At 65.0% G+C, this 16,988-nt stretch carries 13 protein-coding genes; 10 read left to right on the top strand and 3 right to left on the bottom strand.

Going from position 1 to position 16,988, the window contains the following annotated elements; all coding sequences use genetic code 11:
* Positions 1-190 precede the first annotated feature (190 nt).
* The 4 genes from HK401_RS14080 (at position 191) to HK401_RS14065 (ending at position 4,265) form a co-directional block, all read left to right on the top strand.
* Positions 191-787, top strand: a complete 597-nt coding sequence (locus HK401_RS14080) for an ATP-dependent Clp protease proteolytic subunit (RefSeq protein WP_166975828.1) — start codon at positions 191-193, stop codon at positions 785-787.
* A 26-nt stretch (positions 788-813) separates the two neighbouring features.
* Positions 814-1,458: an ATP-dependent Clp protease proteolytic subunit gene (locus HK401_RS14075; RefSeq protein WP_166971456.1), complete on the top strand. Its 645-nt coding sequence runs from the start codon at positions 814-816 to the stop codon at positions 1,456-1,458.
* A 221-nt stretch (positions 1,459-1,679) separates the two neighbouring features.
* Positions 1,680-2,966, top strand: coding sequence for an ATP-dependent Clp protease ATP-binding subunit ClpX (gene clpX, locus HK401_RS14070; protein WP_181275294.1), 1,287 nt, complete (start codon positions 1,680-1,682; stop codon positions 2,964-2,966).
* A gap of 12 nt (positions 2,967-2,978) precedes the next feature.
* The gene (locus tag HK401_RS14065; RefSeq protein WP_181275293.1) at positions 2,979-4,265 is read left to right on the top strand and encodes an MFS transporter; all 1,287 of its coding nucleotides are present in this window, start codon (positions 2,979-2,981) and stop codon (positions 4,263-4,265) included.
* Positions 4,266-4,362: 97 nt separating this feature from the next.
* Here HK401_RS14065 and HK401_RS14060 read toward each other — a convergent pair whose 3' ends face one another.
* Both HK401_RS14060 and valS read right to left on the bottom strand, forming a co-directional pair.
* Positions 4,363-5,055, bottom strand: coding sequence for an AIM24 family protein (locus tag HK401_RS14060; protein WP_181275292.1), 693 nt, complete (start codon positions 5,053-5,055; stop codon positions 4,363-4,365).
* A 348-nt stretch (positions 5,056-5,403) separates the two neighbouring features.
* Positions 5,404-8,049, bottom strand: coding sequence for a valine--tRNA ligase (valS, locus tag HK401_RS14055; protein WP_181275291.1), 2,646 nt, complete (start codon positions 8,047-8,049; stop codon positions 5,404-5,406).
* 184 nt (positions 8,050-8,233) lie between these two features.
* Between valS and HK401_RS14050 the strand changes: the two genes are divergently transcribed.
* From HK401_RS14050 to ndk, 6 genes are all read left to right on the top strand, one after another.
* Entirely contained in the window at positions 8,234-9,340 is a 1,107-nt protein-coding gene (locus tag HK401_RS14050; RefSeq protein ID WP_258234219.1) for an acyltransferase, read from the top strand.
* A 66-nt stretch (positions 9,341-9,406) separates the two neighbouring features.
* The gene (locus HK401_RS14045; protein ID WP_181275289.1) at positions 9,407-10,162 is read left to right on the top strand and encodes an SDR family oxidoreductase; all 756 of its coding nucleotides are present in this window, start codon (positions 9,407-9,409) and stop codon (positions 10,160-10,162) included.
* Positions 10,163-10,454: 292 nt separating this feature from the next.
* Positions 10,455-13,718, top strand: coding sequence for an isoleucine--tRNA ligase (gene ileS / locus HK401_RS14040; RefSeq protein ID WP_181275288.1), 3,264 nt, complete (start codon positions 10,455-10,457; stop codon positions 13,716-13,718).
* Complete coding sequence (locus HK401_RS14035) at positions 13,715-15,100, top strand: bifunctional folylpolyglutamate synthase/dihydrofolate synthase (RefSeq protein ID WP_181275287.1); 1,386 nt, start codon at positions 13,715-13,717, stop codon at positions 15,098-15,100. The genes ileS and HK401_RS14035 overlap by 4 nt, the downstream gene beginning before the upstream one ends.
* Positions 15,097-15,462, top strand: coding sequence for a DUF4233 domain-containing protein (locus HK401_RS14030; protein WP_181275286.1), 366 nt, complete (start codon positions 15,097-15,099; stop codon positions 15,460-15,462). The genes HK401_RS14035 and HK401_RS14030 overlap by 4 nt, the downstream gene beginning before the upstream one ends.
* Before the next feature lie 82 nt (positions 15,463-15,544).
* Positions 15,545-15,958 carry a nucleoside-diphosphate kinase gene (ndk, locus tag HK401_RS14025; protein WP_181275285.1) on the top strand — a complete coding sequence of 138 codons (414 nt, stop codon included), beginning with the start codon at positions 15,545-15,547 and terminating at the stop codon, positions 15,956-15,958.
* Between the two features lie 170 nt (positions 15,959-16,128).
* On the opposite strand, the gene HK401_RS14020 is transcribed toward ndk, so the two are convergent.
* Positions 16,129-16,776, bottom strand: coding sequence for a vitamin K epoxide reductase family protein (locus HK401_RS14020; protein ID WP_181275284.1), 648 nt, complete (start codon positions 16,774-16,776; stop codon positions 16,129-16,131).
* Between the last annotated feature and the right edge of the window lie 212 nt (positions 16,777-16,988).

The raw sequence follows: 16,988 nt of genomic DNA, 5'->3' as shown, positions 1-16,988 counted from the left end.
GGCGGTGGATTCCTGATCAGACGGCGGGTGCGGATTCGGTTCCGCACCCGCCGTCTTCGCATCTCCGCTGCTGCCTTTCACGCTGAGGGCGAACACAGGCACCGCCTCGGACTAAAACCCGATGGTCAGCGGTTAGAGTCCATATCAAGCCATCCACAGAACACAGGAGTGAAACGTGAGCGCACACGACATGACAGCGCCCGTCGGCCTCGACGCCGGTGGGGGAATGGGACTGGACGACCATATCTTCAACCGTCTCCTTAAGGAACGCATCATCTGGCTCGGCTCAGAGGTGCGTGACGACAACGCCAACGCGATCTGTGCGCAGATGATGCTGCTGGCCGCTGAGGATCCGGAAGCGGACATCTCGCTCTACATCAACTCCCCGGGCGGATCGGTCACCGCGGGTATGGCCATCTACGACACCATGCAGTACATCAAGCCCGACGTCTCGACCGTGGCGATGGGCATGGCCGCCTCGATGGGGCAGTTCCTGCTGTCCTCGGGCACCCCGGGAAAGCGCTATGCCACCCCGCACGCCCGCATCCTCATGCACCAGCCGCTGGGCGGCATCGGCGGCACGGCCACGGACATCAAGATCCAGGCCGAACTGATCCTGCACATGAAGAAGCAGATGGCGGAACTGACTGCTGAGCAGACCGGCAAGTCTCTCGAGCAGATCCTCAAGGACAACGATCGCGACCACTGGTTCACCGCCGAAGAGGCCCTGGAATACGGCTTCATCGACAAGATGGTCACCCGCGCGTCCGATGTCGAGAACAACTGAGCAGGAGTGAGGGAAGAATGAATTCAATGAACTTTATGCCGGGTTCGACGGCGTCGAACATGCCGCAGTCGCGTTATGTCATGCCCCAGTTCGAGGAGCGCACCCCCTACGGATTCAAGCGCCAGGATCCGTACACCAAGCTCTTCGATGACCGCGTGGTCTTCCTCGGGGCGCAGGTCGATGACACCTCCGCCGACGATGTCATGGCCCAGCTGTTGGTGCTCGAATCCCAGGATCCGGACCGCGACATCACCCTTTACATCAATTCGCCCGGCGGATCGTTCACGGCGATGACGGCGATCTACGACACGATGCAGTACATCAAACCGGAGATCCAGACCGTGTGCCTGGGCCAGGCCGCGTCGGCCGCGGCCGTGCTGCTCGCCGCCGGAACACCCGGCAAGCGACTGGCGCTGCCGAACGCGCGAGTGCTCATCCACCAGCCTGCGATGCAGGGACAGGGGCAGGGCCAGGCGTCCGACCTCGAGATCCAGGCCGCCGAGGTGCTGCGGATGCGTGAGTGGCTCGAGGGAACTCTGGCCAAGCACTCGAACAAGGAAGCGACGCAGGTGTCGAACGACATCGAACGCGACCTCTTCCTCACGGCCGAACAGGCCAAGGACTACGGTCTCGTCGACCAGGTGCTGTCCTCGCGCAAGAACGCGGACTGATCACCGTCGCCTGGCCTTGAGAGCCAGCGGAAACGGGTCCGCACGACACCGCTCGTGCGGACCCGTTCGCGCGTGCGGTCGGTCGCGGTGACGACTCGGCCGTGCGACACACCGAATAACGCCGCTGGGGACTCGTGTCAGCGTCGTATGGGAAGCTATTGAGGTACAGGAAACACGAGCGGTAGAGTTGGGGCCAAGTGCCCTGGCGAAAGGTTGTGACAGTGGCTCGCAGTGCGGACGGAGCAGATCTGCTCAAATGCAACTTCTGTGGGAAGTCCCAGAAGCAGGTTCGGAAACTCATCGCCGGACCTGGTGTTTACATCTGCGATGAATGCATCGGTCTCTGCAACGAGATCATCGAAGAGGAACTCAGCGATTCCAGCACCGATCAGGCTGAGCTCGAGCTGCCGAAGCCGCGGGAGATCTTCGACTTCCTGGAGGAGTACGTCGTCGGCCAGGAGCCCGCGAAGAAGGCGCTGTCCGTCGCCGTGTACAACCACTACAAGCGCATCCGCTCTCTGCAGTCGGGCGAGGACACGAAGACCCTCGGCGGCAGCGACGCCGAGGTCGAGATCGCGAAGTCGAACATCCTGCTCGTCGGCCCCACAGGCTCGGGGAAGACCTACCTGGCCCAATCATTGGCCAAGCGCCTCAACGTGCCGTTCGCCGTCGCCGATGCCACCGCTCTGACGGAGGCCGGCTACGTCGGCGAAGACGTCGAGAACATCCTCCTCAAGCTCATCCAGGCCGCAGACTTCGATATCCAGCGCGCCGAGCACGGCATCATCTACATCGACGAAATCGACAAGATCGCCCGCAAGTCCGAGAACCCGTCGATCACCCGCGATGTCTCCGGCGAGGGCGTGCAGCAGGCGCTGCTGAAGATCCTCGAGGGCACTCAGGCCTCCGTGCCGCCGCAGGGAGGACGCAAGCATCCGCACCAGGACTTCCTGCAGATCGACACGACGAACGTCCTCTTCATCGTCGCCGGCGCGTTCGCCGGCATGGAGGAGATCGTCGCCGGCCGCAAGGGCAAGCACGGCATCGGCTTCGGTGCCCTGCTCCAGTCGAAGAACGACGAAGAGGACCTCTACGCCGACATCCTTCCCGAGGATCTGCTCAAGTTCGGTCTCATTCCCGAGTTCATCGGACGCCTCCCGGTGCTGGCCACCGTGTCGAACCTCGACCGTGCGGCCCTCATGTCCATCCTCACCGAACCGAAGAACGCCTTGGTCAAGCAGTACCAGCGCATGTTCGAGTTCGACAACGTCTCACTGACCTTCGAGACCGAGGCTCTCGAAGCCATCGCCGATCTCGCGCTGCTCCGCGGCACCGGTGCTCGTGGCCTGCGGTCGATCATGGAAGAGGTCCTGCAGCCGGTCATGTTCGACGTCCCGTCGCGCGAGGACATCGCCGAGGTCGTCGTGACCAAGGATGTCGTCGAGTCCAACGTCGCACCGACCCTGGTGCCGAAGACGCGGAACAGGACGAACAAGAAGTCCGCCTGAGCCTCTTAGTCCATGAGGCTCTTCGCTGATACACGACCACTGAGATACGCCGCATTCCGGCGTCTGTGGCTGGCCAATATCGTCACCGTCATTGGTGCCCAGATGACGGTCGTCGCGATTCCCGCGCAGATCTACCACATCACCGGGTCCTCCGGATACGTCGGACTCGCCGGTGCGTTCGGACTCGTCCCGCTTGTCGTGTTCGGCCTGTGGGGCGGATCCTTGGCCGATGTCATCGACCGTCGTCGGCTGCTGGTGATCTCGACCATCGGTCTCATCGTCACCAGTGCGCTCCTCGCCGTGCTTGCAGTGGCGAACGTCGACAACGTCTGGCTGCTGCTGTCGGTGTTCTCAATGCAGCAGGCCTTCTTCGGCCTCAACCAGCCGGCGAAGGGGGCGTTGATTCCGACGATCATCCCGCTTGATCTGCTGCCGGCGGCGAACTCGCTGAATATGACGGTGATGACCCTCGGCGCCGTCGTCGGCCCGGTCATCGGCGGGGCGCTCATCCCGCTCTTCGGATACCAGCTGCTCTACGTCCTCGACGCGGTCTTCCTCTTCGCGACGCTCTACGCAGTCATTCGGCTGCCGTCACTCTTGCCGAAGAAGCAGCCGGATACGCGATCAGGGTTCAAAGGCATCGTCGACGGGTTCCGGTATCTGGGGACGAACACGGTCGTCATGGTCTCCCTCCTCGTCGACATCATCGCCATGGTCTTCGGCATGCCGAGGGCGCTGTTTCCCCAGATCGCTGCCGAGAACTTCGGCGGACCGCCCGAAGGCGGCATCGTCTTCTCCCTGCTCTTCGCCGCCCTGGCCGGCGGCAGCGCCCTGGCCGGAATCTTCTCCGGCTGGGTCTCGAAGGTCGAACGGCAGGGGCTGGCAGTGATCGTCGCGATCATCGTCTGGGGCTCGGCGATGACAGTCTTCGGTCTGTCCCTCGAACTCGCCTCCGGATTCTGGCTGGCCGCACTCATCGTTGCGCTCTGCGGCCTGGCGGTCGGTGGGGGAGCGGATATCATCTCCTCGGCCTTCCGATCGACGATGCTCCAGGAGGCGGCCACCGATGACATGCGCGGCCGTATGCAGGGTGTCTTCATCGTCGTCGTCGCCGGCGGGCCGAGGATCGCCGACGTGTTGCACGGTTCGGTCGCTGCCGCCTCGGATACCACGATCGCCTCGGTGGGCGGCGGACTCGCCGTCATCGTGCTCGTCCTCACGTGTGCAATGATCTTCCCTGCGTTCGTGAGGTACCGAGTCGAGCGTGGCGGTCGCGAACAGACCGTGGTCACCGACTGAGACCTGCTCGCAGACTGCGAGACCACGCCGGAGCGCCGAGACCACGGCGTGTGCACAGTGGCCTCGGCGCTCCGGCGTAGTCTCGGAGAGTCCGGGATCAGCCCTGGGCAGCCGAGTAGACCGCGTTCTCGGCGGGCTGAACCACGACGAAGCCTGGACCGTGGAAGGCCAGCTGGACCGACTCGCCGGAGCCGCGGCCGAAGAACGTGCCGACACTGACATCGGTCTTGATCTGCGGGGCCAGTGCAGACGACCAGCAGACGGCGGCCTGCGGGTCGACGAACGTCGGCTGCTGAGAGCAGTCGAGCACCATCGGCTCGCCCTTGCAGCAGATGGCGGCGGTGCCCTGCCCTGCGAGTTCGAGATTGAACAGACCCGAGCCGCTGACCATGGCGCCGACTCCGCCCTTGATCCGCTTGATCTCCCAGCTCAGTGCGTCGTCGAAGGCGAGCAGGTTCGACGTGTTGACCGTCAGCGCATCCTGGGGTCCTTCGAGGGCCATCATGAAGATGTTCGAGGCCTCACGGGCGAAGAAGATCTCACCGTGACCCTCAACGCGCATGACGTTGCCGCCCTCACCGGTCGCGGCCTTCTTCATGAACTGCCCGACCGACTTCGACCCCTGGTGGGTGAAGCGGACATCGCCCTGATAGGCGACCATGGCGCCCTTGGTGGCGATCATCGGAGCGTTCGGGGTGATCACCGTGCGCAGCATCTTCTTCGACTGGAGGGTCCAGCGATCCTGGTTCTGGATCTCGGCATTGCGCTGGGAAAAGAGTTCGCTTCTCATGATCCACAGGCCTTTCGGTCAGGACGGAATTCCGTACTTCTTCGGTTGTCGGATCCATCCTACGTGGACGCCCGAGCGGAGAGAGCGGATTTCGTGTGCCGATCCCGGAACACGCCCGGGGCGGTGCGGTTTCCCGTGGCTGATGCCATGCCTCACCTGACCGATGGCATGTCTCCCGATGCCGATGGCATTCGGAGTCCCGTGGACGATGACATGCAGAGACCCTGCGGCGGTCCGCTTCCCACCCAGGGGAGAGGTGCGCCGCAGGGTCTCTGGGCTCGGCCAGTCATCGGGTCCTTGATCAGGGCGGCGGTCGGTCGGTGCTCGGGCTGGTGATCAGTCCGGCAATCAGGCCTGTTCGACGAACCTGACGTCGCCGATCGTGATCGTGTCTCCGGACTCCTCTGCGACGAGGTTCTCGATGCGGCCCGCGGCCCGAAGATCGCCTTCTGCCGACCGGATCGCCGACACGATCGCGGCCGGCGCCTGGACCGTGATCGTTGCGACACCGGTCTTCTGGGAGACCTTGGCCTCAGTCTTCGTCCGTCGGATCTCGGTGAGAGCAGCCGCGACAGAAGCGAGCAGCTCCGGATCCACAGAGGCCCCCGGAACGCTGAGCGACTCATCGGCCGGCCAGGTCGCACGATGGACCGAACCGGTGCGCCACCATGACCAGACCTCCTCGGTGACGAAGGGCATGAACGGTGCGAACAGGCGCAGCAGCACGTCGAGCGCTGTCGCAAGAGTGACATGCGCCGAGACTTGGTCATCGCTGCCGGAGGCGCCGTACGAACGGTCCTTGACGAGTTCGACGTAGTCGTCGGTGAACTCCCAGAAGAAGCTCTCGGCCACACGCAGGGCATGAGCATAGTCGTACGCAGCCATGTGGGTTCCGGCCTGATCGACGACCTCGGCGAGCTTCGCCAACAGTGCTCGGTCGAGGTCGTGAGTCACAGCTCCGAGCTGTCCGATGAGTCCAGCGTGGACTCCCTGCGCGAGGGCGAACTTCGACGCATTGAGCAGCTTCATCGCCAGGCGTCGACCGATCTGCATCTGAGTGACGTCATAGGCGGTGTCTGCGCCCAATTTGGCACTGGCAGCCCAGTAGCGCACGGCATCCGGGCCGTAACCGGGCTTGGCTTCGGCGAGGATGTCAGAGGGGACGACGACGTTGCCCTTCGACTTCGACATCTTCTTCCGGTCAGGATCGAGGATCCATCCGGACAGCGCCGCATGCTTCCACGGGGCCGCGTCGTTGAGCGAATTCGCCCGGACCACGGTCGAGAACAGCCAGGTGCGGATGATGTCGTGTCCCTGCGGACGCAGATCGAAGGGGAAGACCTTGTCGAAGAACTCCTGGTCACGCGACCAGCCCCCAAGCAGCTGCGGCGTCAGCGACGACGTCGCCCAGGTGTCGAGGACGTCCGGGTCGGCGGTGAACCCCCCGGGCACGTCACGCTGATCCTCTGTGAAACCGGCAGGCGCCTCGGCGATCGGATCGACCGGCAGGTTTTCGGGCACGATCGGGTTCTCGTAGTCCGGGGCTCCATCGGAGTCGAGGCGGTACCACAGGGGGATCGGCACGCCGAAGTAGCGCTGCCGGGAGACGAGCCAGTCGCCGTTGAGATTCTCCACCCAGTTCTCGTAGCGCGAGCGCATGAACGACGGGTGCCATTCGATCTCGCGGCCGCGAGCGATGAGTGCATCCCGCAGCTCCGCCGAACGGCCGCCGTTGCGGATGTACCACTGACGGCTGGTGACGACCTCGAGCGGCTTGTCGCCCTTCTCGTAGAACGGCACCGGATGGGTGATGGGCTCGATCTCGCCGATGAGGTCACCGGAGTCGGCGAGCATCTGCGCGATGTCCTTACGTGCGGTGAACGTCGTCTTGCCGGCCAGGGCCTCATAGTTGGCAGTCGCCTCGGGCTTCGGGGAAGCGGCGATCCACTCGGGCACCTCGAGCCCCAGGCGACCGCCGCGGTTGATCACCGCGCGGGTCGGCAGGTCGAGTTCACGCCACCAGGTGACGTCGGTGAGGTCTCCGAAGGTGCAGACCATGGCGATGCCGGTGCCCTTGTCGGACTTCGCGAGCTCATGAGCGCGAACCTCGACGCTGACGCCGAACAGCGGGGAGACGACGTTCGTTCCGAACAGCGGTGCGTAGCGTTCGTCATCGGGGTGGGCGACGAGGGCCACCACGGCGGGAATGAGCTCGGGGCGCGAGGTGAGGATGATGATGGGCTCCGCCGAGGTGTCGGCCAGTCCGTCGGCTCCCTCGGGGAAGAACTTCACCTTGTGGTAGGCGCCTTCCTTCTCGCGGTCTTCGAGTTCGGCCTGTGCCACAGCGGTGCCGAAGGTGACATCCCACATCGTCGGTGCATCCTGAGAATAAGCGTGGCCACCGGCGAGATCGGTGAGGAACGCCCGCTGGCTCACGGCCCGCGAATCGTCGTCGATCGTACGGTAGGTGTACTTCCAATCCACGGACAGGCCGGTGGAGCGGAAGAGATCTTCGAAGACCTGCTCGTCCTCTGCCGAGAGCCGTTCACAGAGTTCGATGAAGTTCCGGCGGGAGATCTTCACGAAGTCCCGGGAGTTCTTCGGAGCCTTCTCCGGGGGCTGGAAGTCCGGATCGTAGGCCTGGCCGGGATCGCACGTCACGCCGTAGTAGTTCTGCACCCGGCGTTCGGTGGGCAGGCCGTTGTCGTCCCAGCCCAGGGGGTAGAACACGTTCTTGCCCTGCATCCGCTGGTAACGGGCGATGATGTCGGTCTGCGTATAGGAGAATACGTGTCCGACGTGCAGCGAACCCGAAGCTGTCGGCGGGGGAGTGTCGATGGAGTAGACCTGCGCGCGATCGGTCTCGGCGTCGAATGCGTAGACGCCCGACTCGCTCCACTGAGCATCCCATTTGTCCCGCAGGCCCTCGAGGGCCGGCTTGTCAGGCAGATTCACTGACTCGTGCGTCGAGTCCGAAAAGGCAGGTGTGTTCATAACTGCTGATTTTCTCACCCGGTGCGGATTCGGCCAAACCGGTCCGCTGCCCTCGGTCGGGTGGGCGGTCTCACATCCTGAAGAGGACGTGAGACGCAAGCGATGCGGACAATGAGATTATTGGCATATGGCGCCCCTGGACCGAATTCCGACAGAGAATCCACCGGCGACCTCGACGGCATGGATGAACCCTGCCCGAGTGATCGCGATCGTGGCCGTCGTCGCCATCCATTCCCTCGGCACCGTCGTTGAGACGAACTTCGCCGATATGGGACCGGACTGGTGGCTGGCGAACGCCATCGACTCGGCCTGCCGATGGTCGGTGCCGGTGTTCATCATGGTCTCCGGTGCCCTGGCCCTCGACCCCGAGCGCGGCAGCAAGCCGCGGAGATTTCTGTCCAAACGCGTCTGGCGCATCGGCATCCCCCTCGTCTTCTGGACTATCGTCTACGTGCTCTTCCGCCGCTTCTACCTCGAGCCGGACAGCGACTGGAATCCCGGGATTGCGATCCTCACCGGTTCGCCGTTCGTCCAGCTCTACTTCCTCTACGTGCTCGCCGGCCTGACCCTGCTCACTCCGTTCTTCCGGCTGCTGAGCGTGCACGGTTCCCGTCGACTGCAGTGGGGCACGGGGCTGATCTTCCTCGGCATCGGAATGCTCGACCAGTGGGTGTCGATGATCTACGACGTCGGTGAGGCCAATATCGCTACACGGTTCCTGCCCATGGCCGGCTTCTACATCCTCGGTTGGGTGCTGCGCGACATCGTTCTGTCGGTGCGCGGGGCGATGCTCGCCTGGGTCGCGCTGCTCACCGCGATCGCGGGCACCGCCGTGTGGGCGGGACTCGGCCCTGGTGACAAGCCATGGATGTTCCCCTACGAATACCTCGCCCCCGGCGTCGTCGTCTCGTCGCTGGCGGCCTATCTGCTGCTGCACTTCCACCTGCGCCGCGGCTTCGGCCTGCTGCACCGGTTCTATCCGTATTCCTTCGGAGTATTCCTCCTCCACCCGCTCGTGCTCTATCCGGTGCGCAACGAGATGGGCCTGCCCGACACCGTTCCCGGGGTCCTCCTGCACGCCGTGATCATGCCGATCGCCTACACGATCGTCTGCACGGCCGTGACCTGGGTGGCCGTGAAGATCCCCGGCGTACGGACGGTCTTCGGCGAAGGCGGACCGCGCAACCCTCGCCGGAGGCTCGACAAACCTCCGACGCCCCCACGCGTCTCGGCTCCCGCAGCCGGGGAGGTGCACCGCCGGACCCAGGATCCGGATCCCCAAGGGGCCTGAGAATCCGTAGACTGATGTGCGGATGAGGCACCCGCGACCGCGGGGCCGAGAACCAGGAGGATGAGGATGGAGACATTGCGGGCAGTCGTCACGGGCGCCAGCTCAGGCATCGGTGCGGCCACGGTTCGTCAGCTGCGTGAACAGGGATGGGACGTCGTGGCCGTGGCCCGACGTGAGGACAGGCTCAAGGCCCTCGCCGAGGAGACCGGAGCCGACTACATCGTCGCCGACCTCACCGATGACGCCGCTGTGACGGCCATGGCCGAGGAGGTCCTCGCCGGGGGAGCAGTGCACTCGCTCGTGGCCAATGCCGGTGCCGCATTCGGCACCGACACCGTGGCCGACGCCTCCGTGGATGGCTGGCGGGACATGTTCGAGATCAATGTGCTCGGCGTCCTGCGCACGGTCAAGGCCCTTCTGCCCGCCCTCATCGAATCCGGTCGCGGGGACATCGTCGTGATGTCCTCGACCGCCGGACATCAGGCCTACGAAGGAGGCGGCGGCTACGTTGCGGCCAAGCACGGCTCGCACTCGATGGCCGCGACACTCCGCCTCGAACTCGCCGGAGAACCCGTGCGTGTCATCGAGATCGCCCCCGGAATGGTCGCCACCGACGAATTCAGCGTCAAGCGCCTCGGCGGTGACGCTTCGAAGGCGGCGAAGGTCTACGAGGGCGTCGAGAAGCCGCTGACCGCCGAGGACGTCGCCGATGCGGTCGTCTACACCCTGACTCGGCCGCACCACTTCAACGTCGACCTCATGGTCATCCGACCCATCGCGCAGGCAGCTCAGCACAAGGTGGCGCGCAACAAGGGACTGTGAGCCCGTCCCGCCGCGGAGTGGTCTCGGGCGGAGTCGACGGTATACGATTAGAGTGCATCGATCCGGCCATCACCGGGGAGCATCCGGAAGAACGGGTCCACGACAGCACAGCACCGCCTCGGCGGACGAATGCGTGGTGACCTCAGTAGAACCGGACGGGTGGACCCGTCAGCGTCCTGAGAATGAGCGATCCACGGCTCGGCCCCATCGGGGCGGGCTGCGGATAAGCGAGGTGGTACCGCGGCAACTGTCGTCCTCGTGACAGTGACCGCAGTGACCCAGAAGGACGCTCATGCCCCAGCCTCTCTATCCCAAGGTTTCGACCTCGGCCTTCGGCCTCTCCAGTTCTCCGAACTTCCCAGCCATCGAAGACGCCGTGCTGCGCTACTGGCAGGAGGACGACACGTTCACAGCCTCGATCGACCAGCGCGATCCCGGTGAGAACGGTGAGAACGAGTTCGTCTTCTACGACGGCCCTCCCTTCGCCAACGGCCTGCCCCACTACGGTCACCTGCTCACCGGATATGTCAAGGACGTCGTTCCCCGCTTCCAGACGATGCGCGGGAAGAAGGTCGACCGCCGCTTCGGCTGGGACACCCACGGACTGCCCGCCGAACTCGAAGCCGAACGTCAACTGGGCATCACCGACAAGTCCGAGATCGGCCGTATGGGTCTGGCCGCCTTCAACGACGCCTGCCGCTCCTCCGTTCTTCGCTACACGAAGGAATGGGAGAAATACGTCACCCGTCAGGGCCGTTGGGTCGACTTCGACAACGACTACAAGACGCTCAATGTCGAATACATGGAAAGCGTCATCTGGGCCTTCAAACAGCTCTGGGACAAGGGGCTGGTGTACGAGGGATACCGCGTCCTGCCCTACTGCTGGAAGGACGAGACGCCGCTGTCGAACCACGAGCTGCGCATGGACGACGATGTCTACAAGATGCGTCAGGACCCGGCCGTGACGATCGGCTACAAGCTCACCGACGCCGATGAATGGGTCCTCATCTGGACGACGACTCCGTGGACCGTGCCCTCCAACCAGGCCGTGGCCGTCAACCCGGACATCCCGCTCGTCGCGGTCGTCCCCGGCGAGGACGGTGCCGAGGAGCTGCAGGGCAGTACCCTCATCCTCGCGCAGGCCCGCCTCGGCGCCTACGCTCGCGAAGTCGGCGAGAACCCGCAGGTCCTGCGCACCTTCCCCGGCAGCGAACTCGTCGGCCGCTCCTACGAACCTCCGTTCGGATACCTCGAAGGCCGTCAGGATGAGTTCGGTGAGCGGATGCACACGATCCTCGCCGCGGACTTCGTCACCGTCGAGGACGGCACCGGCATCGTCCACCAGTCACCAGCCTTCGGTGAGGAGGACAAGGAGCTCACCGACTCCTACGGGATCACCGCCGCGCGACCCGTCGACGACGCAGGACGCTTCGACTCGACCGTTCCCGACTACGCCGGTGAGCAGGTCTTCGACGCGAACAAGGCGATCATCAAGGACCTGCGCAACCACACAGGACCGATGACCGGCCGCAGCGCTCTGCTCGTCCGCCACGAATCCTACGAGCACTCCTACCCGCACTGCTGGCGCTGCCGGAACCCGCTGATCTACCGTGCGGTGTCGTCCTGGTTCGTCCGCGTCACGGAGTTCAAGGACCGGATGGTCGAACTCAACGAGCAGATCAACTGGGTGCCCGACAACGTCAAGCACGGCCAGTTCGGCAAATGGCTCGAGAACGCCCGCGACTGGTCGATCTCCCGCAACCGCTTCTGGGGCTCGCCCATTCCGGTGTGGACCTCCGACGACCCGTCATACCCCCGCACCGACGTCTACGGCTCCCTGGCCGAGATCGAAGCCGACTTCGGTCGCCTTCCGCTCAATGACTCGGGCGAGGTCGACCTGCACCGCCCGTGGGTCGACGATCTCACCCGACCGAACCCGGACGACCCGACGGGCAAGTCCGTGATGCGCCGCATCCCGGAGATCTTCGACGTCTGGTTCGACTCGGGGTCGATGAGCTACGCCCAGGTGCACTATCCGTTCGAGAACTCCGAATGGTTCGACAACCACTTCCCGGCCGACTTCATCGTCGAATACGTGGGCCAGACCCGCGGCTGGTTCTACCTGCTCCACGTGCTCGCCACGGCGATCTTCGACCGCCCGGCGTTCACGAACTGCATCTCCCACGGCATCGTCCTCGGTTCCGACGGGCAGAAGATGTCGAAGTCGCTGCGCAACTACCCCGACGTCAACGAGGTGTTCAACCGCGACGGCTCGGACGCGATGCGGTGGTTCCTCATGGCCTCGTCGATCCTGCGCGGCGGCAACCTCGTCGTCACCGAACAGGGCATCCGCGACGGAGTCAGGCAGGTCGTGCTGCCCCTGTGGAACACGTGGCAGTTCTTCGCGACCTACTCGAACGCCGCCGACGGCCCCGACGGGGAGCAGTCCGGCTACCAGGCACAGACCCGGTACGACTCCACACAGGTCCTCGACCGGTACCTGCTGGCGAAGACCCACGACCTCATCGCCGAATTCGCCGAAGCGATGGAGGGCCTGGACATCTGGGCCGCCTGCGAACTCGTCCGCAGCTACCTCGACATGCTCACGAACTGGTATGTGCGCCGCTCGCGTCGCCGGTTCTGGGACGGGACAGAGGACACGCACGAATCCTTCGACGTCTTCTACACCTGCCTCGAGGCGTTCTGCCGCGTCGCTGCCCCGCTGCTGCCGTTCACGATCGAAGAGATCTACCGCGGGCTGACCGGGCAGCGTTCCGTCCACCTCGCCGACTACCCCGACGCCGAGGCCTTCCCCGCCGACGCCGACCTCGTCGCGGCCATGGACCTCACCCGCGACATCTGCTCGACGGCGTCCTCGGTGCGCAAGGCCAACCAGCTGCGCGTGCGCCTGCCGCTTAACAGCCTGACCGTGGCCACGGACACCGACCTCGGAGAGGACTTCACGACGATCATCGCCGATGAGCTCAACGTCCGCACTGTCGATGTCCTCGACGTCGCCGAGGCCGAAGCCGCGGGATTCTCACTGTCGCAGAATCTCGTCGTCAACGCCCGCGCCGCCGGACCCCGCCTTGGCAAACAGGTCCAGCAGGTCATCAAGGCCTCGAAGACGGGAGACTGGACCGTCACCGACGGCACCGTGTCCAGCGGCGGAATCGAACTCCTCGACGGGGAGTACACCCTGGAGGCCGTCGCCGAATCCGGCACCGACGGAATGGAACTCGCCGCGCTCGACTCGGGATTCCTCGCGCTCGACACCAGGGTCACCGCGGAACTCGAGGCCGAAGGCATGGCCCGGGATGCGGTGCGTGCCATCCAGGGCATCCGCAAGCAGCTCGACCTGCACATCTCCGACCGGATCTCCGTGACCATCGAAGCCACCCCCGAGGTGGCTACGGCCCTCGAAACCCATGCCGACCTCATCGCGGGGGAGACCCTGACCACGTCACTGACGTTCGGTTCGGCCGAGGGCGCCGGGGATCTCTTCGTCCCCGAAGAGCTGCCCGCGGGAACCCGTCTGGCGGTGGCTCGGGCATGAGCGAGGACGAGGCCACCCGCGCCGAACTCGCCCGGGTCTACGCCCTGCTGTTGGCCCGGGCAGGAGAGACTCAGGTCGAACTGCGCCTCGACGCCACCCGTCGCGCGTGCGAGGTCCTCGGCGACATCCACACGGCGACCCCGACCATCACTGTCACGGGAACGAACGGGAAGACGTCGACGGCACGGATGCTCGACTCGCTCATCACAGCCCACGACCTGCGGGTCGGCCGGTTCACCAGCCCCCACCTGCATTCGGTGACCGAGCGGATCTCCGTCGACGGCGCACCGGTGTCGGAAGCGACGTTCGTGCGGATCTATGACGAGATCGCGCCCTACCTCGGCATCGTCGATGAGCAGCTGGAATCCGAAGGACGAGCGAAGCTCACATACTTCGAGGCCCTCACCGTCCTCGCCTTCGCGGTCTTCGCCGACGCCCCCGTCGACGTCGTCGTCACCGAGGTGGGGATGGGCGGAGCGTGGGACTCGACGAACGTCGCCGACGCTCAGGTGTGCGTGTTCACGAAGATCGGGCTCGACCACCAGGCGTTCCTCGGCGACACGATCGAGGAGATCGCCGCCACCAAGGCCGGCATCCTCGACCGCAGCGTCGATCCCTCCCCGGCACCGGCCCCGGTCGCGGTGAGCGCTGTGCAGGACGAAGCGGCACAGACCGTGCTCGACGCCGAGGCGGCCCGACGAGAGGTGCCGCTGCTGAGCGAGGACCGGGACTTCCGACTCCTCGACCGGCAGCGGGCCGTCGACGGCCAGCTCATCACGGTGCAGGGGCGTCGGGACGTCTACTCCGACCTGTTCGTGCCGCTGCACGGCATCCACCAGGCGCACAATGCCACGGTCGCGATCGTCGCCGCCGAAGCATTCCTCGGCACCGAGGACAAACCCCTCGACGCCGAAACCGTGGCCGAGGGCCTGACGCGTGTGACGTCCCCGGGTCGGGCCGAGCTCGTGCGCACCGGACCGAGCGTCGTCGTCGACGGCGCACACAACCCCGATGCTGCGCACGTGCTGGCCGACACCCTCGACGAGGCGTTCGACTTCGACTACGTCGTCATGGTCATGGCGATGCTGGGCGATAAGGACGTCGACGGGGTGCTCGAAGAGCTCCACCGCAGCGCCGACGTGTTCGTCGTCAGCGAGACGCTCAGCGCTCGTGCGCTGCCTGCGGAGGACCTCGCCGAGGCGGCCCGGGAGTGGGTCGATGAGGATTCCGTCATCGTCACCCCCGACCTCAACGCCGCCCTCATGAAGGCCATCGACCTCGCGAACTCCGTCGATGCGAAGAGCCCGGGAATCGTCGTGACCGGGTCGCTCTACACCGTCGCCGAAGCCCGCCTGCTCCTGGGCAAGGAAGAGGACCAGTGAAGTCGAAGTATCCCGTCCTGTGCGGATCGATCCTCATCTGCGAACTCTTCGTGGTCTATTTCGCGGTGCTCACGGCCTTCGGGCTGCAGGTGAAATCAGCGCAGACTCTCACCCTCGGCCAGCTGCTCATCGGGGCCTCGGTCATCGCGGTGCTCGCGATCGTCGGCGTGGCCATGCTGCCTCGTCGCATCGGTCAGCGACGGCCGGGCGTGGTCATCGGCTGGATCGTGCAGGTACTGTTGCTGGCCTCGGGCTTCGTCGTCACATCGATGTTCTTCGTCGCCGCCCTCTTCATCGCCCTGTGGGCGGTGGCGGTGTACTGGTCGGCGCGGATCGACCGCGAGGTCGCCGCACGCGAATGACGCATGCCCACACCCGGTCTGAGCCGCCTCGGCGCCCGGGTAAACTGTGGACCGACGTCCACTCGAACTTGGAAGGACCGGAATGGAACGCACTCTCATTCTCATCAAGCCCGACGGGGTCGCCCGCGGACTCGTCGGGCAGATCGTCGCCCGCATCGAGGCCAAGGGTTACCGGATCGACGCGCTGAATCTGCGCATGGCCACGGTCGAGGAGCTGGCCGCCCACTACGCCGAACACGAAGGCAAGCCGTTCTACCAGCCGTTGGTCGACTTCATGTCGGAAGGCCCGATCGTCTCCATCATCGCCTCGGGACAGGGAGTCATCCCCGGGTTCCGCTCGCTTGCCGGTGCCACCGACCCGACGTCCGCGGCACCCGGCACGATCCGCGGCGACCTCGGCCGCGATTGGGGAGAGAAGGCGCAGAAGAATCTCGTCCACGGTTCCGACTCCGTAGAGTCCGCCGAACGGGAGATCGGGATCTGGTACCCCGCCTGAGACGAGCAGAGGCATGCGGCTCAGACGCAGTCGGAGCGCTTTCGCCTCAGACAGGCCGGAATGCAGAAGGGCGCCCCACCACGCAGTGGGGCGCCCTTCTGCACGTCTGCAGATCTGCACGTCGTGATGCCGGTCCGGCCTGGATCTCCAGCTGCGGACCGGCCCAGACCTCAGAACAGGGTGGTGAAGAACGCCCAGAACTGGACGACGATGCACGCGAAGATGATGAGCATCCACAACACCGACAGCGCGACGTTCTCCTTGGCCAGCACGCGCACGATCGGACTCTGTGCGAGCCTCTGGCCGAACCGCCCGGCGAGCACGTTGTGCCCGGTGACCGCGACGAACATCGGGATCGTCATCGTCCACACGATGATGCACCAGGGGCAGCCGACGCCGATCTTGTAGATCGAGGTGTAGAAGAGGAACATCACGAGGACCACGCCGAGGGCCAGTCCGATATTCAGCCCGATCATCACCCATCCAGGAAGCTTCGTCCCGGCGAGGATGAGGACCCCGAGCAGGAGCGGGAAGACGAAGGCGGCGATGCCGAGCAGCTGATTCGGGAAGCCGAACAGCTCCGACTCCGGATGCTCCATGACCGAACCGCACGAGAAGAACGGGTTGAGGTCGCAGGAGAGGACGACGTCGGGATGAGCGAGTTTGTCGTACTTCTCCGCCGAGAGCGAGAACGACGCGAGGAAGCCGATCACAGAGGCGATGATGAGGAAGATCCCGAAGGGAGCGCGTCTGAGCACCCACGCCGAGGCGGCCGGTTCGGTGTCGACGTCGGCGCAGAGAGTCTGTTCACTGTTCACCCCTCAAGAATGCCTGCCCACGACCTGAGCGGCAAACCCTGTGCCGACGAAACCTCAGCGGAAGCGGACATGTGTGACATAATGGCATGACGGATACCTGTTCCCACACCGAACGGGAGAAGTGCCTCCACCGAGTCGAGGGTATGACCTCGTAGGTCGACAACAAGATGAGGCAGCACCGAAGGCCTACGCGCAGAGCGCGAGCCGGACGT

Origin of the sequence: Brevibacterium oceani, from assembly GCF_013623835.1 — a bacterium.
Lineage (GTDB): Bacteria > Actinomycetota > Actinomycetes > Actinomycetales > Brevibacteriaceae > Brevibacterium > Brevibacterium oceani.
Note: the sequence above shows the minus strand (reverse complement) of the source record. Positions and strands in the feature narration are given on the sequence as shown.

Bases quoted from the DNA above. Each gene is read 5' to 3' on its own strand.
- HK401_RS14065 (WP_181275293.1), top strand. From the start codon at position 2,979: ATGAGGCTCTTCGCTGATACACGACCACTGAGATACGCCGCATTCCGG.
- HK401_RS14075 (WP_166971456.1), top strand. From the start codon at position 814: ATGAACTTTATGCCGGGTTCGACGGCGTCGAACATGCCGCAGTCGCGT.
- ndk (WP_181275285.1), top strand. From the start codon at position 15,545: ATGGAACGCACTCTCATTCTCATCAAGCCCGACGGGGTCGCCCGCGGA.
- HK401_RS14050 (WP_258234219.1), top strand. From the start codon at position 8,234: ATGAACCCTGCCCGAGTGATCGCGATCGTGGCCGTCGTCGCCATCCAT.
- valS (WP_181275291.1), bottom strand. From the start codon at position 8,049: ATGAACACACCTGCCTTTTCGGACTCGACGCACGAGTCAGTGAATCTG.
- HK401_RS14080 (WP_166975828.1), top strand. From the start codon at position 191: ATGACAGCGCCCGTCGGCCTCGACGCCGGTGGGGGAATGGGACTGGAC.
- ileS (WP_181275288.1), top strand. From the start codon at position 10,455: ATGCCCCAGCCTCTCTATCCCAAGGTTTCGACCTCGGCCTTCGGCCTC.
- HK401_RS14045 (WP_181275289.1), top strand. From the start codon at position 9,407: ATGGAGACATTGCGGGCAGTCGTCACGGGCGCCAGCTCAGGCATCGGT.
- HK401_RS14060 (WP_181275292.1), bottom strand. From the start codon at position 5,055: ATGAGAAGCGAACTCTTTTCCCAGCGCAATGCCGAGATCCAGAACCAG.
- HK401_RS14035 (WP_181275287.1), top strand. From the start codon at position 13,715: ATGAGCGAGGACGAGGCCACCCGCGCCGAACTCGCCCGGGTCTACGCC.